Below are 25402 nucleotides of genomic sequence, written 5' to 3'. Positions count from 1 at the left end.
CAACAACTTTAGATCGTAACCTGAAAACAGTGTCATGCATACAGAGGATCCGCCCAAAGCAATTATCGAGCATTGGCTAAAGGACTATCCTTCCAAGAAAGGAAGATACGGCCATATCCTTCTTGAGCAAAAAAGCCCCGGCGGAGACACCGTGCGTGAGGGGCTGCGACCATATTTTGAGTCGGCGCACTCGGACGCACGCAACCATTTCCACAGTTTTGCTGGTATGAGCCTCCACCCAGATGCGGGGACGCCGGGGTGTAACGCGAAGTATCCGAACTGCCTGCCGTCGATCACCCGCCGGGGACTTTTCGGAGAGGTCATGTCGGGCATGATGACCGAGGCCTTCGATTTCATCGGCGAGCACGAGTGGGTAGTCCCAGTCTTTCTGTTTCGCAAACAGGAAGATGTTCAGCAGTACATCTACACCCTGTCCCGCGATCCCGCCCGGACCCGCGAGGTCTATGGCCGCAAAGGGGACGACTTCATCGGTATCGTGATCGATAGTGAAGGGAAGGTGACGCGCTTCATCGCTGGGGAGGCGAAGTGGCGACAGACGTGGAATGACTCAACCCTCGCCGGAGTAATGCTCGGCGACAAGATCAAGGATCCCAACGATCCCAGCAAGCGTATCCATAACGGCAAGGGTGTCTGGTTTGAAATAAACCGGGCCTTGAAGGTGCCGATGGGTGTAAAGCAACTCCAGGGACTTCTACAGGAGCTGGCGCCAGACGACTATGCCCAGGTCATCCTGTCTCTCGATCGCATTCTTCAACTGGAGAATCCTGAACCCACCGAGCGGACCGATCTCATACTTTTGGCAGGCGGTAGCGCTGCCCGACGTGAAGAGGCTGTCCCACTCCTCCGGTGGGAGAAAACGCCAGCCGAATATACAGCCGGAAGGGACCTGCAGGTTGTCGAGATACTTCTGACGGACGGCGGTCAGCTGATTGACGCCCTCTACGACAGCCTGTGGCCCTAGAGAGTGCGATGCCAGAAACTGATGCACAGCGGATCGAGATTGCCAATCAGACACGCACAAGGTTTGGCCAGGATCAGGTGCTTACACCTTTGCAAGCACGGGCCTTTGTCCGATCCATTCAGACAACGTGGCAGGTGGAAACGATCCAGTGGTCAGATGCTAACTCACAAGAGGTTTTGGCCCAGGCGCAGAAGCTAGTGCATGCCGGTGGCGTATTGTTGTCTGTGGAAGGAGGAAGCGCTAGCGACGCCGGACTGGCCTTCCGGCGTGCCGGCGAATTGTTCGAGTGGCTCGCGCGCTCGGATGATGAGATGAAAACCTCAGTGCCACTGGCTCTGTATGCCGCAGGTTCCTACCAACTGGGCGGTCTGCCGGCCATGGCGTCAGGCCTCCTACGTCAGATAAGATCTGAAGATGATGGAATGCGGCTGTTCGCTAACTTCCTCAGCGCGGATTTCGATAGCGTTCTAAGCCGAGTTGCCGCATTCTGGCAGGCTCATTCCGAACTCATCGTGCGCAACGCGGGAGAGAGTTTCTTTGTCGAGAATTCCGAAGGCGATCTTGCCTGGTTAGCGACCGTTGAACTCGTTCGCTGTATTGGACTTGCGGCGAGCAGTCTCAGACGGGGGGACCGGCAGCGCTTCGCAGCGGCACTGACCCATCTTCGGCAGGTCGAAGGATTTCTGGTCCGGTTGGCACCCGAAGACGTAGCTCTGCTCGCGTTCTTCATGCGTGCTGCCTGCGAGCGCTATGGAATGGCGAGCATCTATGAACCCATCCTACAGCTGGCTGCGTTGCGGCCAGACCGGACGAATTACATGAACGGGTTTGCGCGTCGCCAGTTCGCAAGGGGCTGAGGGATCCTGTGGCAGTCCCAGCAGCAGGGGCTGGACCGACTGTTGCAGAACTCCTCATTCGCGCTCTGCACGCCGACGGGCTCAGGGAAAACGCTCGTAGCAAACTTGGCGATAGTGAAGGAGCTTCTTCTGCTGGCGGATGGATTGCTTGCTCCGCTCGCCCTATACCTTGTCCCTTCCCGCGCGCTTGCAGGAGAAGTAGAGGCTAAGCTCACGACAGAGCTTGGAGGGGATTTCATCGTTACCGGCCTTTACGGTGGGGCCGACTGGGGTCTTACCGACGCATGGCTGACATCCGACATGCCAACCGTCCTCATTGCAACGGTTGAAAAAGCCGACGCGCTAATGCGCTATCTGGGGCCCGTCCTATTAGCCCGGCTGCGGCTGCTCATCGTGGACGAAGCGCATCAGGTCGTTGTCGAAAACAGCGTGTACGAGCAGGAGAATCTCGCAGAACATTCAAGCCGCGCGGCCCGGCTTGAAAGTTTCATCTCACGGCTGCTGGCCAGAAGGCCCGATCTCGTCCGCATTGCGCTTACGGCTGTCGCGGGGGGAGCTGCACATCCTGTCGCTCGCTGGATCGAGTCGGACGCGGACGCCGTGCCGGTTGGGACCTACTATCGAAGCACACGCCAAGCGGTCGGAGCGTTCGAAGTCCGGCCCAATGGTCGGCCAGAGATCCTGCTGGATATGCTGAACGACGGACTTCTCGCAGTGCGTGGGCGCGCGGCCAATGTGTATATCAATCTTCGCATCGATCCTATGCCCCAACCGCCTGCGAACGTTCGCGGCAGCATCAACCACTACACACAGATATCAATCCTCTGGGCAGCACTACATCTCATTGACAGCGACCGCCGTATTCTGGTTTCGGTCTCACAGAATCCCGAGGACACGATCAAGTGGTATGCAGAAGCCTTCGGTTTGAACGGGTGGGATACCTTGCCGCAATTCGTTCCCCCACCACAGGGAGCCGATGCGGAGCTTTTCGGTGACGCGCGGATGGTATGTGTCGATTACTGCGGTGCAGAGTCTCATGAGGTGGCGCTGCTTGACCGTGGCATCGCCACCAACCATGGCCAGATGCCGCAGAAACTCAGGCGTATGATGGTTGCGCTCATCGAGCGCTCGATCTGCCGTATCACGGTGGCCACGGCTACCCTGACCGAGGGCGTTAATCTGCCCTTCGATCTCATCCTCCTGCCCTCAGTGAAGCGGACCTCATTCGATGTCGCAGCCGGCCGGCTGAGCGAGCACCCAATGTCGACCGCGGAGTTTAAGAACCTGTCGGGTCGCGCGGGAAGACCAGGGGCCGCCAAGGGCATGGAAGGGATGACCCTTGTTGCCCTTCCGATTACACCGTCCACCACTGCGGACGGACAAAAGCCCACACAGAGAAGGCAGATAAGAGCCCGACGGTCGGAGTACGATGACCTCATCGGACGATTGACCGCTGAGGCGGCCGGTGGTGGCGAGCACTACAGCTCCCTCTCGGTACTCCTGAAATCAATTCGGGCGCGCGCCCTTCAGCTTGGCGTGACTAGCGCGGCAGAGTTTCTCGAGTGGCTAGAATCCACGGCACCGGCTGACATCTCTGACCAAGCGGGGAAAGCGGACGCATCCGCTGGAGCGCGATTGGCTGACAGCGTTGATGAACTCGATGGCATAATACTGTCCGCCATCGAAGAGCTTCAGAAAATCGAGATGACGCAGATGACTTCCGCCCAGATTGAGGTGGCAATGACTGCAGTATGGCAGAATACTTTCGCGCGCGTTGCAACCGCATACGAGAACTGGATGGAACAAGCATTCGTCCAGCGGGGAAAGAGTCTCGTCGAAAATATCTACCCGGACGCGGACGAACGCAGACGCCTTTATAGCTATGGCTACACACCATACGTCGGTCGCCGTTTCAGGGATGCCGCCGGACAACTGCTCGACATACTTCATTATACCGACGGCTATGGCGACATGTCAGACGACGACCGCCTGGCCCTCTTCGTGCAGCTTGGCGAGATCGTAGCCGGTGACAAAGGGTTTGGATTCTCCACGCGTGACACGGTTACCGGGCGGGATCTTTACGCCAGATGGCGTGAGGTCCTTGCTTGGTGGATGGCACATGTCGACGCACCTGTACCCCCTGCGGACAATCTCAGAGCGTGGCAGATCTTTGTGGCTGATAATCTCGAGTTCAGACTCGGTGTCGCCATCGGGGCCGTCGTTGCGCAGCGATGGACCGAGGAAAGCACGGATCCCTTTGCAACGCCGACACTCGACACGTGGAAAACTGTCAGCGACCTGCCCTGGTTTGCGTTCTGGGCAAAAGAACTGCTGCGCTGGGGTACACTGGAACCTTTCGTGGCCTTTGTCCTCTCTCAGGGAATTGCCCGTTCTCGCGACGATGCGGCTAACTGGAAAGCTCAGTTCATCGAATGGATTGAACGGCAACCGGATGTGGCGGCCGAGGGAGAAGAACTGATTGATCCGCGGAATTTTCTGAGATGGTCGCGTAGCCGGCCACCTGCCGTCCCTGCACAACCCGCAGCCCGAATAGTCGATGCAGACCTTTCTGGGACTGACGGAAATCTCGGTCGATATGCGGTCATCCCGCTTCGCAAGAATGGCGGTCTTCGATGGATTGATCCTGCTGGTTACGAGCTTGCGGCGTCACAGGAACAGCAGGGCATGCTGGGACCTGAGATGTATGCTCAGGACTTTGATCTGACGGCCGTCAGCGGCCATGCGGTAGTCACCAGAATCTTCTGACTTTCAGCGCTTCCGCTTTTTGCCAAATAGCATGCATTGGAACACTTGATCGGACTCCGGCGTCCACCGTTCAGTGGTGATCGAACAGTCTCCGCCCGAAGTCTCCTCAAAACGGGAGTTTCTGCGGTTTTGGCTGGAGACTTTCAGCAGATTCTCGCTATGGTTGCCGTTTTCAAGAGACCGGAGACTCGCCATGAATGCTTGAAAAGACTGTAAAATGCGGGGTTTTCGCCCACAAAGTGCTCACTATCTTTAGTTGAGCGAGTGGGTGGCTGGGGCGGAAGGTATCGAACCTCGATATGGCGATTTCGAACTCGGTTGCTCTCGCCTGTTCGAGAGGAGCTACAGCACCCCAATTTCGTTAGCGTTCATAAGCCTCTCGAAACACTCGAATTTGGAGAACCATACCGAATCCGCGGAGTCCAGAGCTCCGGAGAGAAATGGTCCATTTGGAGAAGAATAAGCTGACTTTGCCGATTAGTAGTCCGGAGCTCAAATCAGAAATCGCAGCTAATACTGGGCTTAATTGCCAACAAAGTTGCGCAGAGAATAGACTACTACGGCCAAGCTGGCGGAGCGAGAGGGATTCGAACCGAGGATACTTTCAGCACGGTAATGCGAACTCGGCATTCCCAATTTGACGGTGATCTTGGCGGAGAACTTCGCGGTTTGCACTGCAAGCTGGGCCACGTCGTGCAGATCGAACCCGGTCTCCGGCCGCGGTCTCCCAAAAACGGGAGTTTTTCAAATGTCTGCCGGAGATTAACGGCAATTTCGCTGGGAAATGCGCAGAATTAGAGACTGAAGACTGGACGCCAACTTGCAGAAGCACGCCATTGGCGGGCCTTTCTGCGAGGACCCTGTTCATTTTCTCTCAGTGAGGGATCGAACTCGCACATTCCCAATTGAAAAAGCCCATTGAAATGTCGGGGGAATTTTCCCTCCTTTCCCCGGAATTCGAGCCTGGAGACTTTTGCAGCCACGAGCTGCGAATTTTGAATACGCATCCGTCTCCGAAAATACTTTGGCTTGTCGAATGCTCCTTTTCGAGCCCTTTCTCACAAAGCTAACTAAACCGGGTGCCTGGCAGGCCTTCGGATGAGTCTCGGTTAATCAAACCTTAAAAGTATTCCTCGCGAAGGGCCTGTTCGGATTGGAATAAGGTAAAAAAAGAGTTAATCTACAAACATACCGATTGTAACTCGGATGTTGTGTAATGAACCTCTCTCGACGGAACTTTGTGCAAGGAGTTGTCCTGGGGGGCGCCGCGCTGGGCGCGGTTGGCGTATCTCAAGGCCGGCGCCCGATGCCGCCGCTGCCGCAGATGGCCGACGTTTCAAGCTTCACGCCACCCTCAGCGATCTTGAACTCGCAATCTTTGGCTCTCGGGAAGATCTTTCCCACCCTGCTGGATCCCGATGCCACCGAGGGTCCTTTCATCGCCAACACGCTTTCCAGTAAAGATTCGTCTGCCGGCTTCATTCGCCGGGGCGAGCCCGGGAATTCCGTCTTCCTGAGGCAGGCCGATGCCCGCGCCACCATTCCCTGGGCACCGATATTCGTACGGGAAAACAACCTTTTGCAGTTGCCACCGTCCGTGACACGCCAGATCGACTGCTCTGATCTTTTGGTGATGAACGAGAGCAGTACGCACTATCCCGTCTTCGGCAACAAGGCGCGCAAATATGAGTTCCTGCTTCCAAACCTGAAGTGGTCTGGATCCGAGCGTCTGGGAACAATGGGTGCGGTTTCCAGCAACCATGCGTTGCAATTTGCCCTGGCTAATCGCGTGTCTGATTTGACCGGCGATGGACAGCCGCTGAATTGTGCCCTGGACATGGTGCTTTTTGAAGTTCCGGGAGCCCCGACGGATATGGCACGCCTGGCAATTTTACGGAGCCTGGTTCAGCACATTTCTCTCGCCAGCAACGATGTCGAATTGGCGGGCGAGGCTGCGTATGCATACGGGGCGCACTGGCTGCATCCGGATACGGATTCGCTCGTTCCGCCGGGCGGCTCGAACGAAGTGAGCGCCCTGGGACACATGAATGCGATCGCCGAGCTGGCGCAGTTGCTCGATACCGCTCAGGCGTGGAAAGCGCCGCCGGATGTCATTTTTGTCGCCATGGGGAGCGGTTCGACGGTTTTGGGCCTGCTCTTGGGCGTCCATCTGATGGGATGGAATACCAAGGTGGTGGGGGTGGCCGATCAGGACAAATCCCCTCTGACGCGATGGGTGGTCAATCGGCAGCCCTCCGTGCCCTTTGTGGAAGGGAATGTTGCCCAACTCGCGCGCAGCACGGTGGAATGGCTGCACAAGATCCGCTTCCCGGGTATTTCGCCAGACGCGCTTCGCGTGATGCAACACGAGACTTTCTTGCCGGACGCCACCAGCTGGGCGCCTGGCTACGGCTTGATCGAACCTGCCGACGATGAACGGGCGAAAGAGTTGAAAGAGGCGGGCCTCAGCCTTGATCCAGTCTTTACTTTGAAAGCCTGGCGATCGTTGCTCACCATGTCGCAAGCGGGCGCGCTAAAAAATAAGAAGGTACTTTTTTGGAACACCTACAACAGCTTTGACTACATGCCGACTCTTCTATCCAGTTTGGGATAGCTGATGCGTAGTTATAAACCATTGATTTTCTATATGTCGGCCGTCCTGCTTCTGTCGTTGGCGTATTTTGCATCGCCTATCTCGAGAGAAGTTGTTTGGCAGCTGTTTCCGGGCTTTGAAGCAATGGCCCACGCAAACCTACTCGTCACCGCGCTGATGTTTTTGGTCACATCCGCCGTCCTTGCGTTTCTGGCCTTTCCCTCCATGCCAATGATTTGCATGGCGGCGGGTTTTTACATGGATGGGTTTGAAGGAGGCGCCGCTGTGCTGCTCGGCAGCGCCTTTGGCGGTTTGAGCGCGTTTCTATTTTATCGAAAGCACATTCAACGTCCCAGTGCTCAATTAAATGAACAATCCGCCGTGAAGATTTGGCTGACCTTGCTCGGATTGCGCCTCTCGCCGCTCGTGCCCGCGCCACTGGTGAATTTCTTTGCCGCAATCTTCGATGTCTCCCCCCTTCAGTATTTGACGACCAGTGTGTTGGGCAGTGCGCCACTCGTCCTGTTTTATGCACAAATAGGACAGCAAGGGCACCACTTCTTGTCGGGTGAAACTCCGCATTGGCGGCAATTTTCAGGATACTTGATAATATTAACCTTAAGCTCGCTGCTGAGCGCGATGGGCCCCTGGAGATCGGTGTTGAACGAGCTCAAGCTGCTGAAAGGTTCATCCGGATCAAGTACACTTTCGCTACACTCAGCATCTGGTATGTAATCTTTTACCCTTAAACAGGGATTTTCCGAAAATTGGATTCCACTTTATTGTATTCCGCTATCCTTTCTTAAGTTCAGACTTGTAGGTTGCAGGCGCTACCGACATAAAAGCAGGGCGCGCCTCCATGCTCTCGAAACGTATCGTCCTTGGGTCGCTCAGCGGCGCCATGGCCTTTCTGTTCGTGACCTCAAGCTGGGCAGCTGATCTTGCAGAGATCAAGCAGCGCGGCGAAATCCGCCATATCGGCATCCGCTACGCCAATTTCGTCACCGGCGCGGGCGACGGTTTAGACGTCGAACTGATGCAGGGTTTCGCCAAACGAATTGGCGTGTCCTACAAGCTTGTCTACTCCGATTTTTATTCGGTGATCCGTGACCTGCTCGGCAAGGATGTAGTGCGCAAAAACGGCGAGGTCACGCTGACAGGCGACTATCCAGTCAAGGGTGATGTGATATCGACCGGATTCACCATGCTGCCGTGGCGGGAGGCGATCCTTCTGTATTCAGATCCGGTTCTTCCGTCCCAGGTTCTGCTGGTGGCACCGGCCGAGTCCGAACTCCAGCCGATTGAGGACGGCGTCGATCTCGCGGCGGATATCGCCAATACCCGGAAGGCCATCGGATCAAGGAGCGTGCTCGTCATGGAGCGCACCTGTCTCGATCCGACCAATTACGGCCTGGTCAATGTCGGTCTTGACTTGAAGTCCTACAACAAGAGCGCCAACCTAAATGAGATGGTTCCGGCCATGCTCAACAAGGAAGCCGAACTCACGCTGCTTGACGTGCCGGACGCCATTCTCGATTTGCGCAAATGGGCCGGCAGGATCAAGATTCTGGGGCCGATTTCCGGCCGGCAGATGTTGGCAACCGCCTTTCCCAAGGACGCGCCGGCCCTGCGCGACGAGTTCAACGCCTATCTGAGCGACATCAAGGCCTCTGGTGTCTATGACCGACTCGTAGACAAATACTATCCCGGCATCCGCCGATTTTTCCCGGAATTTTTCGCGAAGACAGATTGATGCAGTCTTCGCTGATCAGATTTAGTCGATCTCTAGCTCCGCATTGGCTCTCGATCGCAGCAGGGGCCTTTCTGCTGTCGATGTTCTTCCTCGTCGGCAATCTTTATTCGTCGCAGATGGAATTGCGGCAAAACGCCGATGCGCGTCTGGTTTCAATCGGTGAAGCACGCGCCGCCGAGATCAGTGACTTTTTAGGCGAGCGCCGGCAAGACGCCGTGCGGCTTGCCGGCAGCGAGGACATCGCCAATTATTTCAGCAATCTCGATCTCGGAATGTCCGTCAGATATGGGCTCTTCGCCAATCTGGCCGCAATCGAGCGCCGCTTTCAGGCGACCCTGGACGAGGAGAAATATCAGGGGCAACTCGCCTATCTGCGGTTGGCTTTTTTCGACCGCAACGGCATAGCTCAAGTTGATGTCGGCACCTCCAGCGCGCCAACACTTTCACCGACGGGTAACCCGGCCGAGCCGAGCATTCAGATCGATGAGAAGCGCCGCCTGATTGTGGCGAGCGCGCCGGTGCTGCAGAAGGGCACGATGAGGGGAGCGGTGGAGACCGTGAGCAGCCTTAATCTGCTTGCATCGCTGGTGTCTACCAACGACCTCGGACAGCCGAAGGAATTCCTGCTGGGAGACGACGGCGACGTGCTGCTGCCGGTCGAACAAGAGCGCTCACCCATTGTCGCCCACGGCCGCGCGCTGGCTGCCCTTCAATCCGGCCGTATCCAGGCCCTGTCAAATCTCGAGGCTCCCGAACTGAAGGGATATCTCGCTCTGCGCTCGCCGATTGGAGGCACACGGCTTTCCGTCCTGCGGCTGGCGAGCGAGGATGAGCTTTACGGCAATACGCTTTCGCCCGTCTCCGTGTTTTATATTGGCCTTTTCGCCATCATACTGTTCGGATTGGCCATCGGCTTCGAGCGAATGCGTCAGAATGCGGCGCGGCTGCAAATCAAGTTCATCGAATCCAATAGCCATAGAGCCGAGCTGGCCGAACATAACCTCGCACTCTCGCAAGAGATCGAGCGTCGCGAAGCTATTGAAACCGATCTGCAGCGGCAGAGCGAAGCGCTGGACAAGACGAATGCTGAACTGCGCATAGCCGCCGCCGCGTTTAATGCTCAGGAAGGCATGATCGTCACCGATACCAAAGGGGTGATCCTGAGTGCCAACCGCGCCTTCGTCAGCTTGACCGGCTATACGATGGAAGAATTGGTTGGACAAACGGCGCGCCTGTTCCGGGCGCATCGCCGCGATGCCGAGTTCTACCAGAGAATGTGGAATTCTGTTAAAAGTACCGGCGGCTGGCAAGGCGACATGAGCCTCAGGACCAAGAGCGGAGAACATTGCGCGCGCTGGCTCACCATATCCGCCGTAAAAAACGAGGCGGGCGAAGTTACCAATTACATCGGCTCTTACTATGATATTTCCAAACTCAAGCACGCCGAGGAAAAGATCCAGGAACTAGCCTTTTTCGACCAGCTCACAGGTCTGCCCAACCGCGTCCTGCTGATCGACCGCGTGCGTCAGGCGCTCAACGCCAATACTCGCAACAAATCCTTCGGCGCTCTGCTCTTCATCGATCTCGACAATTTCAAGACGCTGAACGACTCGCTTGGGCACGACGTGGGCGATCAGTTGCTGAAAAAGGTGGCTCAGCGCATCTCCCATTGTGTTCGGGCGGACGACACGGTTGCCCGCTTCGGCGGCGATGAATTTGTCGTTCTTCTCGCCAATCTCGGTACGCAGAAGGCAAAAGCCGCTGCGTTGCAAGCCGAGGCGATTGGAGAAAAAATTCTCTCTGCCTTCGTTGAGACTTTTCAGCTCGATCCGTATGAATATCCCTGTACACCCAGCGTCGGCGTGACTTTGTTTTCGCCCGAGGACCGCAACGTCGATGAATTGCTAAAGCGGGCAGATCTGGCGATGTATGACGCAAAAACCGCGGGCCGAAACGGCCTCCGGTTCTTCGACCCTGTCATGCAGACTATGATTTCAGCGCGCGCTTCCCTCGAGGCCGATCTGCGAGAAGATCTCAAAAAGGAAAGACTCCTGCTGCATTATCAGCCGCAGGTCGATCATGAAGGAAGGTTGCTGGGGGCGGAGGCGCTGGCGCGCTGGCCGCATGCGGAGAGAGGCTTGGTTTCTCCGAGCGAATTTATTCCGGTCGCGGAAAGCGCAGGTCTAATTCTCCCGCTCGGCGCCTCGATGCTGAAAATCGCCTGCCGTCAATTGGCCCGCTGGTCTGCCGATCCAGCAACCGAGCATCTGACTGTCGCGATCAATGTCAGCGCCCTGCAGATGCGTCAGAAGAATTTTGTCGAACAGGTCCGCGCGATCATCGAGCAAACCGGCGCCGATCCCCATCGCCTCAAAATCGAACTCACGGAAACCACATTGGTCAGTAATGTCGACGACGTGATCGCCAAGATGGATAAATTGAAGGCGATCGGGATCGGCTTCAGCCTCGACGATTTCGGAACCGGCTATTCATCCCTTTCATACCTGAAGCGGCTGCCGCTCGATCAGCTCAAGATTGATCGTAGTTTCGTCAAGGATATTCTTGTCGATCCCAACGACGCCGCCATAGCCCAACTGATCATCGCGCTTAGCAAGAGCCTGGGCCTTTCCGTCATCGCCGAAGGTGTCGAAACGGATGAGCAATATGCCTTCCTGGCGAGCCAAGGACAGCTCAATTACCAAGGCTATTTGTTCGGTCGCCCCCTGCCGCCGGAAGATTTCGAGAGGTTCGCCCGAGCTTTCTCGCCGCGTCGCAGTTCGAGGCAGGAACGCCTTTTTGTCGATCGGGATGTGCGCATGAAGCGTCTTTAGAAGAGCTCCCCTAGCTTGGAGTCTCTAGCCGGGCGAGATCTTCCACTTAAATCGGGCGCCACAAAATTAAAGTGTGTGTCTCGCGCGTCATTGTCGACACCACGGTGCAGCCGAAGAGCGTTGCCTTCCCGACCGACGCCAAGCTGTTGAACCGGGCCCGTGAGAAGCTGGTGACGCTGGCCAAAAAGCTGGGCGTGGAGCTCCGGCAGTCCTACACGCGGGTCGGCAAGTCCGCGCTGATCCAGCATCAGCGTTACGCCCATGCCAAGCAGTTCAAGCGCGCCAACCGGGCTCTGCGCACGCTCAAGACCTATCTGGGCCGCGACATTGCCCGCAAGATCGACGGCGACCATGGGCTCGAGGGCAGCTTCGCTCACCTGCTCAGCCTTAGCCGGCGGGTGCGCGAGCAGGAACGCGGGCAGCGCGGCGCCAAGGTGAACAAACGGTCGCCTGCTTCCTCCAGGGTGTCGGCAACGGCACGATGCTTCAGCCGCCACTTTCGAATGAAGGCCTTGCGGCGAGCCGCGATTTCCTCGGGGGTCGTCGCATAGATCATGTCATTGTAGTCCGTGGTGATCTCGTCGTGCAGGCGCCTGGGGAGCATGGGCGAGACGATTTCTATGCTTGTGGACCGTGCAGCGCTGCACCGGCAGGCCGTCCCAGACCGAGGCAATGGCCTTGTCGAGCCCCGGCGCGCCATCGACGATGAGGAACTCGGGACGCGGCAGCCCGCGTTTGACGAGATCGCCGAGCACCGTACGCCAAGCCTCGGCGCTTTTACCGCCCATGCTCCTAATCGCGAGCAGCACTTTTTGGCCATCTGCACGCACGCCGAGGACAACGAGCAGCGAGATCGAGGTCGCCTTGCGGTCGAGCCGCACCCGAACGACGGTGCCGTCGAGGATCAGGCGCACGATCGGCTCTCCAGCCAGCGAGCGGCTGTTCCAGGCATCCCAGTCGCTTTTGACCTTGCGCCACGTCCGGCTCACCGTGTCTTTGCCGACCGTCGCGCCGAACAGGGCCGCCAACGCGCGGCGCACCCGCCTGGTATTGGTGCCGGCGAGATAGCTGCTCGCGATCAGCGTATCGGCGGCAAGCGTGCGCCGCTGATAGGCCCGCAGCGCCTGGCTCTTCCATTCCGTCGTCCTGCCCTCGGGCGTGGTCAGCCGGGCGCGCAGCACCGCGATCTCGATCGGCCCGAACGTGCCCGTCAGCGACCGCGTCCGGCTGCCGTGACGGTGGCCCGTAACGCCGGCTCTTGCTTGATTGCCGGCTATCTTGCTTCGTTCGTAACGCGGCCGCGCCAGGGCGGCATCAAGCGCGTCGCGGATCAGCTCTTCGATGAACTGCCGAGACCGAACCCGCACCTCGCTCTCGATCGGGTCAAACCAGTTGTCGAAAAGATCAACAGCCAGCTCAGTCGCAGGCTGCAAGGAAACGGGCTTCGTGGTAAGCTTGTTCATGGCGTAGTCTCCAGTCCGACGCTTCAACGCCGGATGATTCGAGGTTGATCACCCCGGAGACTACGCCAACCTCAATTCCTACCAACTCCGCGACGGCACCCAGCGGGCTGAAGGCGAAGGTCAAATGAATGCGGAGCGGCTGCGGGAGTTAGAAGAAATCGCAGCAAAGCTGTTGGCGCTTGCTCGTGAACTTCCGCCGGGCGAGGAGCGACACAAGGCTTTTCAGCAGATCGGAAGCTTTCAGACCCGCATAGACACGCTGAAAGATATTGTTCCGCGCGGGCAAAAGGCGAGAGGAAAGTAGCTATGCGGGCGTTCCTGGTTCTCTTCACGGTCTGTTTTGCGGCGACCGCATTCGCTCAAACTCCACCGTCCAAACCCGGCAACAAGCCGCCGGCCCAAGTGAAGCCGAAAGAGCCAATGGGCTGCAAGTTCGTCGGGACGGTTAAAGGGACCAAGCTTTGGGCCGGCGACTGCGCGAACGCGGCGGAACTTAGAGGCGCCGCGCCAACGACCGAAACCACCCCGCCCGCCCCAGGCGCGATCCCAACTGGTCAAAAAGAGTAAAGTGGCAAAGCCCTCACGGCTGCTTCCCGAGCCTAGCTCTACCCGCTAGTCACCGAGTTGGATGCAGTGCGGCAGTCGGATTGCGTTAAAAATCCGTCCCCTTTCGGGTGCTTCGGCGCGCAGATGCCTATTTGGGTGTGACCCACTGGCCATCACGGAAATCGAGACCTTCCTCAATCTCGGACGTCTCATCGTCCGTTAGCATTCGTCCGCAGCAATGGCGCGTGAGGGTTCTAGCGATCTCAATACCAGAGGCTCGAGCTCCGAAAGTGGTGGCCGGCACGCCGCCGCAAACCTTGCACCGCATGACCCTCAGCCCGGAGCCCGGCACTGGTTCTATGGCCTCGAGGACATGATCGTATTGTGTGCGTTTTACTGATCGTCATGAACGGCCTTCCTGTTGCTTGAAAACCCGCTGCACGATGCTCGTACCAATGCCAAGTTTTCGGCCGATCTTGAGGATGCCATCACCGTTGGCCCTGAGTGTTAATCGGCCTGGGGTCCCGACGCCGATCGGCGAGCTGAAGCTATTGATCTGCCTAGCGGCGAAGGGGTCACTCTTGGACGCTTATTCACAGTGATGACGATCAGCCCGTTCCCGATTTTGCCTTCAACTCCTTCATTGAGCCGTACGATCGCAGTTTCTTGCTGCCCTTTTTGTGAATCGTTAACTATCGGAGACGCGTCCTAAGCAATTAATTGTATCGCTCGCAGGTAAGCACCAAATGTTAGCGCTCTCTGTGCGAGTACTTTTCTATGCTAAAAGATGGCAAATATGCTGCATGGTTTAGGACTTCGCGTGGAGAAGGCACCGGCATCGTCCATCTTGCAAATGGCAAAATATCGGGTGGCGATAGCATCTTCACCTACGGCGGCTCCTACGAAATTCATGACAATCGATTCACCGCAACGCTGACGACCAAAAGGTACGCCGCAGGCCCGTCCACCGTGTTCGGCATCGACGAGGTCGAGGTAAAGCTCACGGGCACCTTCAAAGGCATGATGGCTTCATGCTCGGGAGCGGCCGAACAGGCACCGGGTGTTGTCTTCGAGGCTACGCTTTTCCTTAGCCAAGATCAGCCACCTGCGTCAGACACGAAGCGCGCAGCGCCGAATTTCAGCGCCGACAAACTGCCTGTGGGCTTCGATAGTCGATCCCGTACGCGGAATCCTTTTGCGCCCATACCATTTAAGCGCTGATCCTGAATTGCTCTGGCACGTCGGTCTTTGAACGGCCGCTTTGCGCCCATGAGCGGTCGATCACGAATGCTCGCTCAAACGCGGTGCGTCGGTGACCGAGGCAGGTACACACTTCAAATCAAACGCAGCTTGCGCACTTTCGATGTTCGCTATATGTTCTCATACTGTCGAATTTATTCTCCCAAACGAGCCCGACGTGCCTGAACAGATCGTCATCACTGAGAAGACCAGTCAGGCAAAAGACGTCCGCGCCGCTGTTGGTCCTCGCTACGGAGAGATTCTCCCGGCTGAGGGCCATTTATTCGACCTGCTTGAGCCAGAGGATGTTGTGCCGGCCTGGAAGCGGTGGTCGCCGATACTTTTGCGTCCCGAAGGTCTCTACGACACTTGCCCCGCAACGGGAGGGAACAAAGCCGCCAAGCTCAAAGCCCTTCGCGAGGCACTCCGCAGCGCCAAACGAGTTTGGCTCGCCACCGATTGCGATCGCGAAGGTCAGCTCATCGGTCAGGAAATTCTCGAGCATTACAAGTACCGCGGCGTGGTCATGCGGGTGCTGTTTACTGCGCAGGACCCGCAGACCATTCGCGATGCATTCGGCCGAGCAAAGCCAAATGCCGAGTACGCTCGTCTTTACGCAGCCGCCGTCGCGCGGCGGCAGGCCGACCAGATCTACAATCTATCACTTACCCGCACCGCGACCGTCCTCTTGGGAAAAGGTGCGCGGAGGGTCATAGGTGTTGGTCGCGTGAAGACGCCGACGTTGGCAATCGTTTGCAAGCGTGAGTTGGAAATCCGCGATTTCGTTCCACTGGCCTATTTTGAAGTTGTCGCCACCGCGAAAGTTGACGGAGGGCGATTCCAGATGCGGCACGCGCCGCAGGACCGGATCGTTCGGCGCGAGATTGCCGAGGAGGTCCTCAAAGCAGCCGAAGGCTTCGAGGGCGCGCTCGCCGTGCGCGTCGAAGAAAAGCGTCAAGGACCGCCCAAGCTGCACGATTTGCCGTCGCTTCAGAAACTATGCAGCTCACGGTTCGGCTGGCTGGCCAGCAAAACGCTCAATGTTTCGCAGGAGCTCTATGATGGCCCGGGTAAGAAGATAATCACCTACCCTCGCGCCGAGGTGCGCTACCTGCCGCAGAGCCTTATCTCGGACGTACCACGGATGTTGGCCGGACTGCGGGCCCGCCAATCATTCAGCGCAATACCCCCGCCCGACCCGCCGGTCATCCGCAGGGGCGCGAGCGGCACGTTCTACGACAAGGGGCTGGAGGGCGCGAGCCATCACGCCGTCATTCCCAACGTCAACACGATCGACAAATTGCCGGAGATTTGGCCTCGTCTGTCGTCCGACGAGAAGAAACTGTTCGACGTCATCGCGCGGGCCTATCTAGAGCGGTTTTCGGTTGATGTGAATCGGAACAGTAAGGGGGTTCCCAGAGGCGCGCAAATCAGATTCGAGTTGCTTTGACAGCAACGGCGAGGTCGCGCGATGGCGAAGGGATACTCGAAAGACCTCAGGGCGCGGGCGGTCGCGCTTGTCGAAGACGGCGAGAGCAGACGGGAAGCGGCGCGGGTGCTCGGTCTCGGCGCCTCGACCGCAATCCGCTGGATCGAGCGCTGGGCGACAACGGGCAGTGTAGCGGCATTGCCCGGCACGGGCCACAGCCGCTCGCCGCTCGAGGCGCATCGCCAATGGCTGCTTGATCTGGTCGCAGCGGAGCCGGACTTGACGCTCGAAGAGATTCGCGCGCGGCTCAAGTCCGAGAAGCGGCTGAAAACCGGTACGACCTCGGTCTGGCGCTTCTACGAACGCCACGACATCACGTTCAAAAAAAACTCTGCACGCCGCCGAACAGGATCGTCCTGATGTCGCTGCAGCGCGTGCCGCGCTGAGGGTCGAGCAATCCAAGCTTGATGCGCCGCGCCTCGTCTTCATCGACGAGACGGCGGTTACGACCAAGATGGTCCGGCATCGCGGCCGCTCACCGCGTGGCGAGCGTCTCGTTGCGAGCGTGCCGCACGGCCACTGGAAGACGCTGACGCTCGTTGCCGCGCTGCGCATCAATGGCCTGACGGCGCCTTATGTCATTGACGGCGCGATGGATGGGCCATCGTTCCTCGCTTATGTTGAGCAGATCCTCGCGCCGACGCTGCGCAAAGGCGATATCGTATTCATGGATAACCTGCGCACCCACAAGATCGACGGCGTTCGCCAGGCGGTCGAAGCGGTCGGCGCCAAGGTGCGCTATTTGCCGGCCTACTCGCCCGACCTCAATCCGATCGAAATGGCATTCTCGAAGCTAAAGACAGCGCTGCGCAAGGGGGCCGCTCGCACCGTGACAACGCTGATGAAGCTGATCGGCAGGCTCATCAAGACATTTGCACCCGAGCAGTGCGCGAACTACTTTCGACATGCCGGATACGCGTAGTGACCCATATCAAGTGGAAAGCGCTCTAGCCGCGCTGATGCCTGACTTCCGCTACCGGCAGACGACCGCAACGCTTGACGTGCGCGGCTTCGAATTCCGCTCCGCCGGACGCCAGCCTATCGATCTCGGCTGGCGAGCAGCATTCCCGGAGTGGCAACCCGCCGATGAGAAGGGCGACGAGGCGCAATTACTGCCGCTGTTGCACAACGGCGAGACCGCGCAACTGCAGGATCCCAAAATTGAGGACAAGGAGACCCGACCGCCCCCGCGCTATAACGAAGGCACTTTGATCGAGGCGATGCAAAATGCCTGGCGCTTTGTTGAAGATGCGATTCTGCGAGACCGCCTGAAGGAAGCCAAGGGTATTGGCACCCCGGCAACCCGAGCCGAAATCATCGGCGGGCTGAAGAAGCAGGGTTTTCTTATTGCCCAGGGAAAGAATATTGTGCCAACCGAAACCGGCCTGTCGCTGTTCCGTATTCTCAAACAAGCTGATCCGGCACTGGTCGATCCGGGTGTGACGGCGCAACTCGAATGCCTGCTCGACGATGTCGTCGTCGGCAAACAGGAGATGGTCGGTGCTATTGACGCCGTGTGCGATGTCGCCGAACGCATCATCGGCAGACTGAAGGAGAGTGCCACTGCCGGAGGAACTCCGTTGCGTGGCGACGTAGTCGGCAACGGCGCGGCGGCGTATCCGCCGACGCCTGCGATGAAGCGCTTTGCCGACAGCCTTAGCCGGAAGGGCATCAAACCGCCGCCTGGCTACAAGACGTCGATTTCGATCTGCCGAAAATTTCTCAGCGATCACGCGCCCAAGAAAGCCGACGGTCAAGCGGCTGGGAGGCTCGACCCTAAACCGGCAAGCCCGGCACAGTTGTTGTACGCTACGAAGATCGCGCTCGGCAAAGGCGTCGTCATTCCCGACGAGGCCAAGGCCAACTCGGCTGCAATGGCCGCGTGGATTGACTCGAACAAGGGCACGAAGCGCCGCAAGAGCGGTCGCAAGACCGCCTACAAGCCGGCGAGATCAATTTCACCTCAATCGACGTCGCCGACGAAGAGATCTCGGAAATGCAAGGCTGATGCCGTCGAAGCGACTCCTGCTCTGCCAAATCTCGGAACAGGTACACCACTGCGAATTCCTTATGGCAACAAAGAGGTCGCTATGAAGCTGGGCGCCCGTTATGGCTCGACGGGATGGTACGCTCCGCCTGGAGTTGATCTCTCTGCATTTGGCGAGCGCGGGTGGCTGTAGCGCCGGCTGCTTTTGATAGTGACCCCAAAAGGGGTTTTCTATCGCCCCCAGTTTGCATCGGCAGCACAGGAACACTTTGCGTCCCGACGTGCCCCCCACAAATAGAGACACGCTCGCGCAGCCAAAAATGTCAGAAATACCTGATTTAAATTGGCGCGCCATTCAGAAGCGCCGCTGCTGGATCCGATTCGAAGCGGCGTGGAGGACCACGTCGACCCACACCGAAACAACCAGAGGCCTCCCTGCCGGCCCTGGAGTGGCTCGCCGTGAAAAGATACAAGAAGGTCTGCTTGGGGCGTGAGAAGTGCCGTCCCGAGAATGGAGACTGACCGTAATTCCGCAATTCCGTTTACGCTGCTCTGCTATGGTGGCGATCACGAAACGAGGCTCGCCATGATGTCCAAGTCTTGGATCAGCCGGCTCGGCGCGCCGCTCACGGCTTTTGTTTTGACCGTCGTGCCGTCGGTTCCGCCGGCGCACGCCGTTGAGGATGCTCGCAAGGTGAGCGTAGTGTCCTTCGGCCTCTTCGGTGATCAAGGCGTGTTTAAAAGTGAGGCGACCGGCGCAGCTCAGGTCGTAGCGAGCCGCTTCGGCAACGGCCCGATCAACGTGCAGTACAATTCGAAGAGGGGCGGAGGTGCAACGATCGAAGCACTGGCCATGTCATTGCAAGTGGCAGCCAAGGGGATGGACGCCGAGAACGATGTTCTGTTTTTGATACTCACCTCGCACGGCTCCACCGCCGGCCTTGCAGTCAAAGCAGGGCGGCGCACGCAAACGCTCACGCCGTCTAATCTCGCGGACATGCTGGCGCGGACGGGCGTGCGACACAAGGTGGTGGTCATCTCGGCCTGCTATTCAGGAGTCTTCATCCCTCGTCTCGCGAACCCCGATATGCTGGTCATCACTGCGGCCGATGCCGACCATCCATCGTTCGGCTGCCGGGACAAGGCCAAGTGGACCTATTTCGGCGATGCCTTTTTCAACGTCGCACTCCGGGGAGCTAAAGGCCTGAAGGACGCCTTTGTTGTTGCGCGCGCGCTCGTCCAGAAGCGAGAGCTGCGAGAGCACTTCGAGCGGTCGAGTCCCCAAATGGCCGGCGGCGCAAACGTGCAGCCGTTGCTGATTGCGCGACCTTGAACGACCGGCCGCCTTCGCCGCCGACGCCTAGGTGTGCCGAAAACCTCGCCCGTATTGATCTGGTGACGGAATCGCGCCGCATTTCTGCTAATGGGGCACTTAGCTGACGTCGGTGTTTCGTCGAATGTCCGCTTCGCGCCAAGAGCTGCCCTCCCCGCGAGGTCGCATTTGACCCACAGCTGTCATGAAAACGCTCGCTGGAAAGGGTGCGCGTGCTCAATCACGTCGATATGCCTTGAACGAAAGAAAGGCGCCGAGCCCCAGGAGGACGATGCCTCCTGCAATGATCGCGCCGGTGATCTGGCCAATTCCGGCGGCAATCGCGGCGAGTCCGGTTGGAAAAAGCATTCGGGCAAGGCCACCCAGGACGAACAGCCAGCCAAGGACGGTCACAAGCACCGGCCATCCGTTCGTCCAGCGATTGTGAACGCGCACAATGGCAAGCCCAGCGACGAACAAGAGGATGCCTGACACGAAGATGAGCGCGGGGTCGCGGGAAACCAGTTCCGCCAATGTAGGGAACGAGCCAAAGTTCAGCAGCATGCCGGCAGCGATAGCGACAAGGGTGGGACCGATCAGGCCGGCGATCGTTTTCGAGGTGGTCATCTATGCTCCGTTACGGATGCATCACCGGGCTTATGATAAGCCGGGTTCAGTCCCCTCGAGTTGAGAGAATCGGACGGGCAGAATCTCTTTCATCGTCATTCTGCCGTTGGCGAGCTTCTCGGCCACAATGAGCTGCTGCGTATTGGGCAGGCCGGCCGGTATCACCATTTTCCCACCCGCTTTCAATTGGTGGATCAGCGGAGGAGGAATCAGATCGGGAGCGGCTGTTACGATCACCTTGTCAAAGGGGGCGTGCTCTGACCAACCGTGATAGCCATTGGCAATCTTGAGTTCGACATTGCTGCAGCCCTGCTGTCGGAGTCGTTGTTTCGCCGCTTGACCAAACTCTTCGATTATTTCAACGGAGTATACCCTGCGGGCCAGCTGCGCGAGGATAGCGGCCTGGTAGCCAAGACCGGTACCGATTTCGAGAACGCTGTCGTCGGCCTTGATGTCGAGCAGATCGGTCATTAAGGCGACGACAAATGGCTGCGAGATGGTCTTCGCGAAGCCGATTGGAAGTGGAATATTGTCATACGCGTAGTGCTGAAGTTCGATTGGCACAAACTCGTGCCGCGGCACCTTGCCCATGGCCGTCATGACGCGTTCGTCTAGCGCATTCTTGCCGATCGCGTCGCGCAGCTCAAAGGCGCCGGCGGCGATGACCGCAAGCATGTGCTTACGCAGGGGCTCAAGATCTTCTGCTCGCATTGGTAACCTTCACGGGCACGCGATCGGAAAGCTTGCCCGAACTGATGTTCCAGCCGCTTGCCGCGGCTCACACCGGCATTGCGCATGGGCGGTGCACCCGCGCCCACCCAGCCAGGCTGTTGCAGCCGGCCACCGCCACGACCACTCTCGCGGGCAACGCGGCGGAGGTTCCTCAAGTGGAACTCTATCGCCGATGACACGCTGAAGACATTGCAAGTCCATTGAGGACAACGAGACGCCTTCAAACGGGCGGGAAGATTGTACAATCTCGACAGCTGCCCTTGAAGAGGGACCTGCCGAAATCTTTGTGGCGGAACGGACAGCGACCATGCCGTCGGCAGGCATTTTACTAGCAATCCGGCGCCGCTCCTTTGCTCGCGCTGCCGGCGTTTACATTTCGCAGGCTCGCGCTGCTCCTGCAGCGCGGAACGCTTTGGTGAAAGCAACGGAAGATCACAATGAGCTGGTCCTGTATCCCGAGATAAAGTTCACTGATAGCTGCGGAAGACCTCGAAGCGTACAGAGCGATTGCACACGGATCTGAAGATAGCGCTCCCGGGTCTCGAGGAGAACCAACGTCGTGAAGCGGGACTTCGACCTCATCGTCTATGGCGCGACGGTTACACCGGCCGTCTGATCGCCGAATATCTGGCGACGTCCTATCGCGGCGACGATGCTCCGTCCTGGGCAATCGCGGGACGCTCGACCGACAAGCTCCAGAAGATGCGTGCCGACATCGGCGCACCAGACGATTTGCCTTTGGTGAAGGCGGATGCCGCCGAGCCGGCCAGCCTGCGTTCGATGTGCGAGCGCGCGGCCGTGATCATCACGACGGTCGGGCCTTATCAGCTCCACGGTCCCGGGCTTGTGGCGGCCTGCGCGGCCACGGGCACGGCCTATGTTGATCTGTGCGGCGAACCGGCTTGGATGCGGCGCATGATCGACGCCCATCACGAAGAGGCGAAACGGAGCGGCGCGCGCATCGTCTTCTCCTGCGGCTTCGATTCCATCCCGTTCGATCTCGGCGTGCTCACGTTGCAGGAGAGGGCGCGCGAGAAATTCGGACGCCCGGCGCGGCGGGTCAAAGCCCGCCTGCGCAAGGTGAAAGGCGGCATGTCTGGCGGCACCGCGGCGAGCGCTCAGGCGACGTTGGCCGCCGCCGCGCGCGACCCGGCCCTGATCCGGCTGCTGACCGATCCCTTCGCGTTGACGCCGGGGTTCACCGGGCCGTCTCAGCCGTCGGGCCTCATCCCCGAATACGACCCGAGCATGAACGTGTGGCTCGTGCCGTTCCCCATGGCGCCGATCAACACCAAGAACGTGCACCGCACGAATTTCCTGTTGGGTCATCCCTACGGCACGGACTTCGTCTACGACAAGATGATGGTCGCGCCGGGATTTGGGGAAATCGCTCGCGTGTCGACGGAGACGTTCGCCACGATGGTTTCCTTGTTCAGGACCGGCGGCCTCAAACCCGGCGCAGGCCCGACTCGGGAAGAGCTTCTACGACATCCTCTTCCTGGGCGAGCTGCCGGATGGCCGACGGGTCGAAGCGGTAGTTACGGGCGACCGCAATCCGGGCTACGGCTCGACCAGCAAGATGATCGCCGAGGGCGCTCTCTGCCTCGTGCGCGACGTGCAGGGCGAGGGCGGCACCTGGACGCCCGGCGCGCTGATGGGTCCGGCGTTGCGCGAGCGTCTGAAGGAGCGCGCCGGCCTCACCTTCAGCGCGCGTTGAGGTAACGCTCGGAACCGCAGCGGCGTGCTGGATTACGTCGATCGTAACCCCAACGAAAGCGCGGCCTGGCGAGCGCGAGCCTCAAATCCGGTTCAATGGCCGCATCTGTGAAGGTTTTCGGATGCCGGCCCATGAAGGTGGCGCGGCGCACTCGGGGGCCGGCGTCCGCAAACCTTCACAAAAGCGGTCCACGGGAGGTATTGTGACCAGAGTTAGGTCCCTGCCCCAGGCCCGACAACTACAAGCTGCCGTTCGGAATCAGGAATGACCCTTGTTCCGAACTGCTGACATCTCCCATCCAGTGTCTGCTGGATCCATTCGATGTCCCGCCACGATGGAATGGAGAGACGAAAGTTCTTGATCTGCAGGGGAACCAGTTTGAGTGCATGGAGGCTTCCGTTGGTCGGATCCAGGTCGGCGAAATACATCAAGGCCAGGTCGTCACGGTAGCGCTCGTAACCATGGATCCCTTCATAGTCGTTCAGAAAATCACCGCAGCCATAGAGAATGAGGCGGTTTCGATAGATTTCGATCGCTCTCGGATGATGCGAAGAATGCCCGTGAACGATCGACACGCCAGCCTGGTCGATGAGGGCCCGGGCCAAAATCTTCTGCTCATCCGGGATGTGATATCCCAAATTGGATCCCCAATGGATGGAAACGACGATGAGATCGCCCGGCCGCCTGAGCGACATGACCCGGTCAGCGACCTCCAACGCGCTCGCCTCGCACAGGTCAGGCAGCAAGTTGACACCTGGAGCGTCGGGTGTCGCAGCCCACTCGAGCGGGATGCCGCTCGATGTCGATCCAAACGAAAAGATCAAGAGCCGCGCTTTGCCAAGGTTCAGCACCGCGGGTGCACGCGCTTCGTGATCGTTGCGTCCTGCGCCCGTCGCCTTGACGTTGAGTTTCTGCAGAGTCGTCAGCGTCTCCAGCAAGCCGGCGCGGCCCCAATCGAGCACATGGTTGTTGGCCAATACACAGCAGTTGATCTTGGCCGCCGCGAGACATTCTGCATTCTCGGGGCTCACGCGGTAGTTGATGCCCTTGTTCACGCGGTCGTGGCTGCGGGTCACAGCCGTTTCGAGATTGATGATCCGCGCGTCCGGCTGCATGCGCTCCAACTGGCCCAGTGCAGCGCCCCAAACGTAGGACGACCCGTTGCGCCGCGGAATGGGCCCGTTCGCCTGCTCGGCGAGCAGCACGTAACCCTCCGCCGATCGCTCGCAATCTTCGTAAATTTCGGGGCTGCAGGGATGCGCCAACACCTGGTCGATGCCGCGGCCGCACATGACATCCCCGCATAGGAAGAGTCGCACCGATTTCCGATGCCCAGCCGACAAATGTCTTTCCTCGGGCATGAAATACCACTCAGGTTTTTGCGTCAGGTGTGGGATCCCTGAACGCCGTCATCACCTCGGCCAGCATGCGCTCCTGCGCTCCCGCATAGCGCGGAGAGAAGTGAAAGGGCTCGACGCGGCGCACATTGGCTTCCCGCGCAATTTCTCCCGCAGCCGTAGTTGTAAGATGGGCCCGTTCCCTCGCCAATGCGGCGTCCGCCCCCGCAAATGCCGCCTCAATGAAGAGGATATCCGCATTCTGAACGAGCGCCACGATGGCGGCACGATTGGCCGGCGTGTCGGTGACATCGGTAACATAGGCGATCTTCTGACCGGCAGTGACCGTCAGGAGGTCACGCAGGCTGCCGAGCCGCTCGAGGCGACCTTCCGAAGTCGCAGCTCCATCGATCGGTATCAAATAATCGTCCGGACGGCCTTCCACAACGGCCTGCTTGAGCCACAGCAGCCACGGCCCGACAGGAAGCCCGCGCTCGGACAAGCGATTCTTCCAAATATTGACATGGGCCGCTTCCTGCAGGGCAAAGCCGAGGCAGGGCGTACGATGCTCGAGGATGGCGGCTGAGACGCGGCAGGTCTGTTCGTCACAGAGTACGCCGTCAAGAGTTGTTTTCGACGCCGACGGTTCCGCGGCAAAAGCCCTCTTCAACCGGAACTGCCTGGTAGAGATGGAGTTCGGCGTCTCAAGCTCGCTCACAACGAAGACTAGATCGGAGCCGTAGCTCTCGACCAGGTTCCATCGATAGGCCTGAAGCTTGTGATAGACGCGCTCGGCAAAGCCGGCCGGGCCGTAAAGGTGTACTGTTTTCTCGTGTCCCACAAGCAAACGGAGCAGATGATCGAAGCCAATGAAATGATCGATATGCGCATGCGAGACGAAGATCTGGTCGACGCGTCGTATCTTCCGCGGTGACAGGGAAGCGATTTCTCCGAGATCGAACAGCACACTGTGCGTTTTGAACAGCGTCTCCACATAGACCGTCGGGTCGCCGTAGCGACCGTTGACCAGGCTCGGATGGAAGATCGGTCGCATGGCAAACTATTCTGCAGCAGGTTTTTCACGCGTCTTGTGCGTCACTCTACCTTCACTGGCCAAGGAACTCTCCTTCGTACACCGGGTTGATTTTGGTCAATGCTCCATGAACTTCCA

At 58.7% G+C, this 25402-nt stretch carries 17 protein-coding genes and 3 pseudogenes; 15 read left to right on the top strand and 5 right to left on the bottom strand.

What is annotated here, in order from left to right; translation table 11 throughout:
• The first annotated feature begins 34 nt into the window (after positions 1–34).
• From V1289_RS25245 to V1289_RS25210, 8 genes and pseudogenes are all read left to right on the top strand, one after another.
• Positions 35–982, top strand: a complete 948-nt coding sequence (locus V1289_RS25245; protein WP_334399763.1) for an aminotransferase — start codon at positions 35–37, stop codon at positions 980–982.
• Between the two features lie 8 nt (positions 983–990).
• Positions 991–1839 (top strand): hypothetical protein, encoded by an 849-nt coding sequence (locus V1289_RS25240; protein ID WP_334399761.1) that lies wholly within the window; start codon positions 991–993, stop codon positions 1837–1839.
• Positions 1840–1842: 3 nt separating this feature from the next.
• Entirely contained in the window at positions 1843–4605 is a 2763-nt protein-coding gene (locus V1289_RS25235; RefSeq protein ID WP_334407668.1) for a DEAD/DEAH box helicase, read from the top strand.
• Positions 4606–5821: 1216 nt separating this feature from the next.
• The gene (locus V1289_RS25230) at positions 5822–7219 is read left to right on the top strand and encodes a pyridoxal-phosphate dependent enzyme (RefSeq protein ID WP_334399759.1); all 1398 of its coding nucleotides are present in this window, start codon (positions 5822–5824) and stop codon (positions 7217–7219) included.
• A 3-nt stretch (positions 7220–7222) separates the two neighbouring features.
• The gene (locus V1289_RS25225; protein ID WP_334399757.1) at positions 7223–7933 is read left to right on the top strand and encodes a TVP38/TMEM64 family protein; all 711 of its coding nucleotides are present in this window, start codon (positions 7223–7225) and stop codon (positions 7931–7933) included.
• Between the two features lie 124 nt (positions 7934–8057).
• Entirely contained in the window at positions 8058–8951 is an 894-nt protein-coding gene (locus V1289_RS25220; RefSeq protein ID WP_334399755.1) for a transporter substrate-binding domain-containing protein, read from the top strand.
• A complete protein-coding gene (locus V1289_RS25215) occupies positions 8951–11782 on the top strand; it encodes a putative bifunctional diguanylate cyclase/phosphodiesterase (RefSeq protein ID WP_334399753.1) in 2832 nt (943 codons plus the stop codon). The genes V1289_RS25220 and V1289_RS25215 overlap by 1 nt, the downstream gene beginning before the upstream one ends.
• Before the next feature lie 83 nt (positions 11783–11865).
• A pseudogene (locus tag V1289_RS25210) lies at positions 11866–12219 on the top strand (IS5/IS1182 family transposase); the annotation flags it as partial.
• On the opposite strand, the pseudogene V1289_RS25205 reads toward V1289_RS25210, so the two are convergent.
• Positions 12177–13245, bottom strand: a pseudogene (locus V1289_RS25205) (IS256 family transposase); the annotation flags it as partial. The pseudogenes V1289_RS25210 and V1289_RS25205 overlap by 43 nt on opposite strands.
• A 124-nt stretch (positions 13246–13369) precedes the next feature.
• Between V1289_RS25205 and V1289_RS25200 the strand changes: the two are divergent.
• The 6 genes from V1289_RS25200 to V1289_RS25175 all read left to right on the top strand — a co-directional run bounded on the left by V1289_RS25200 (position 13370) and on the right by V1289_RS25175 (position 19839).
• Positions 13370–13549 (top strand): hypothetical protein, encoded by a 180-nt coding sequence (locus V1289_RS25200; RefSeq protein ID WP_309178478.1) that lies wholly within the window; start codon positions 13370–13372, stop codon positions 13547–13549.
• A 1019-nt stretch (positions 13550–14568) separates the two neighbouring features.
• Positions 14569–15012, top strand: a complete 444-nt coding sequence (locus V1289_RS25195) for a GrlR family regulatory protein (protein ID WP_334399750.1) — start codon at positions 14569–14571, stop codon at positions 15010–15012.
• A 196-nt stretch (positions 15013–15208) separates the two neighbouring features.
• A complete protein-coding gene (locus tag V1289_RS25190; RefSeq protein ID WP_334399748.1) occupies positions 15209–16480 on the top strand; it encodes a DNA topoisomerase in 1272 nt (423 codons plus the stop codon).
• A gap of 21 nt (positions 16481–16501) precedes the next feature.
• Positions 16502–17441 (top strand): IS630 family transposase gene (locus V1289_RS25185; protein WP_334397836.1). Its coding sequence is split into 2 segments (ribosomal slippage): positions 16502–16840 and positions 16842–17441, totalling 939 coding nucleotides; the frame shifts between segments, so codons are not numbered across the junction.
• Positions 17425–18699 (top strand): DNA topoisomerase, encoded by a 1275-nt coding sequence (locus V1289_RS25180; RefSeq protein WP_334399746.1) that lies wholly within the window; start codon positions 17425–17427, stop codon positions 18697–18699. The genes V1289_RS25185 and V1289_RS25180 overlap by 17 nt, the downstream gene beginning before the upstream one ends.
• A gap of 393 nt (positions 18700–19092) precedes the next feature.
• On the top strand, positions 19093–19839 hold the full coding sequence (locus V1289_RS25175) for a C13 family peptidase (RefSeq protein WP_334399744.1): 747 nt from the start codon (positions 19093–19095) through the stop codon (positions 19837–19839).
• A 216-nt stretch (positions 19840–20055) separates the two neighbouring features.
• On the opposite strand, the gene V1289_RS25170 is transcribed toward V1289_RS25175, so the two are convergent.
• Both V1289_RS25170 and V1289_RS25165 read right to left on the bottom strand, forming a co-directional pair.
• Positions 20056–20445 (bottom strand): hypothetical protein, encoded by a 390-nt coding sequence (locus tag V1289_RS25170; protein ID WP_334399742.1) that lies wholly within the window; start codon positions 20443–20445, stop codon positions 20056–20058.
• A 30-nt stretch (positions 20446–20475) separates the two neighbouring features.
• Positions 20476–21156, bottom strand: coding sequence for a protein-L-isoaspartate(D-aspartate) O-methyltransferase (locus tag V1289_RS25165; protein WP_334399741.1), 681 nt, complete (start codon positions 21154–21156; stop codon positions 20476–20478).
• A gap of 580 nt (positions 21157–21736) precedes the next feature.
• On the opposite strand from V1289_RS25165, the pseudogene V1289_RS25160 reads away from it, so the two are divergent.
• Positions 21737–22894: pseudogene (locus tag V1289_RS25160) on the top strand (saccharopine dehydrogenase family protein).
• Positions 22895–23106: 212 nt separating this feature from the next.
• Here the strand turns inward: V1289_RS25160 and V1289_RS25155 are convergent.
• Positions 23107–24255 carry a CapA family protein gene (locus V1289_RS25155; RefSeq protein ID WP_334399739.1) on the bottom strand — a complete coding sequence of 383 codons (1149 nt, stop codon included), beginning with the start codon at positions 24253–24255 and terminating at the stop codon, positions 23107–23109.
• A 10-nt stretch (positions 24256–24265) separates the two neighbouring features.
• On the bottom strand, positions 24266–25285 hold the full coding sequence (locus V1289_RS25150) for a ribonuclease Z (RefSeq protein ID WP_334399737.1): 1020 nt from the start codon (positions 25283–25285) through the stop codon (positions 24266–24268).
• Between the last annotated feature and the right edge of the window lie 117 nt (positions 25286–25402).

Origin of the sequence: Bradyrhizobium sp. AZCC 2289, from assembly GCF_036924615.1 — a bacterium.
Classification (GTDB): Bacteria; Pseudomonadota; Alphaproteobacteria; order Rhizobiales; family Xanthobacteraceae; genus Bradyrhizobium.
Note: the sequence above shows the minus strand (reverse complement) of the source record. Positions and strands in the feature narration are given on the sequence as shown.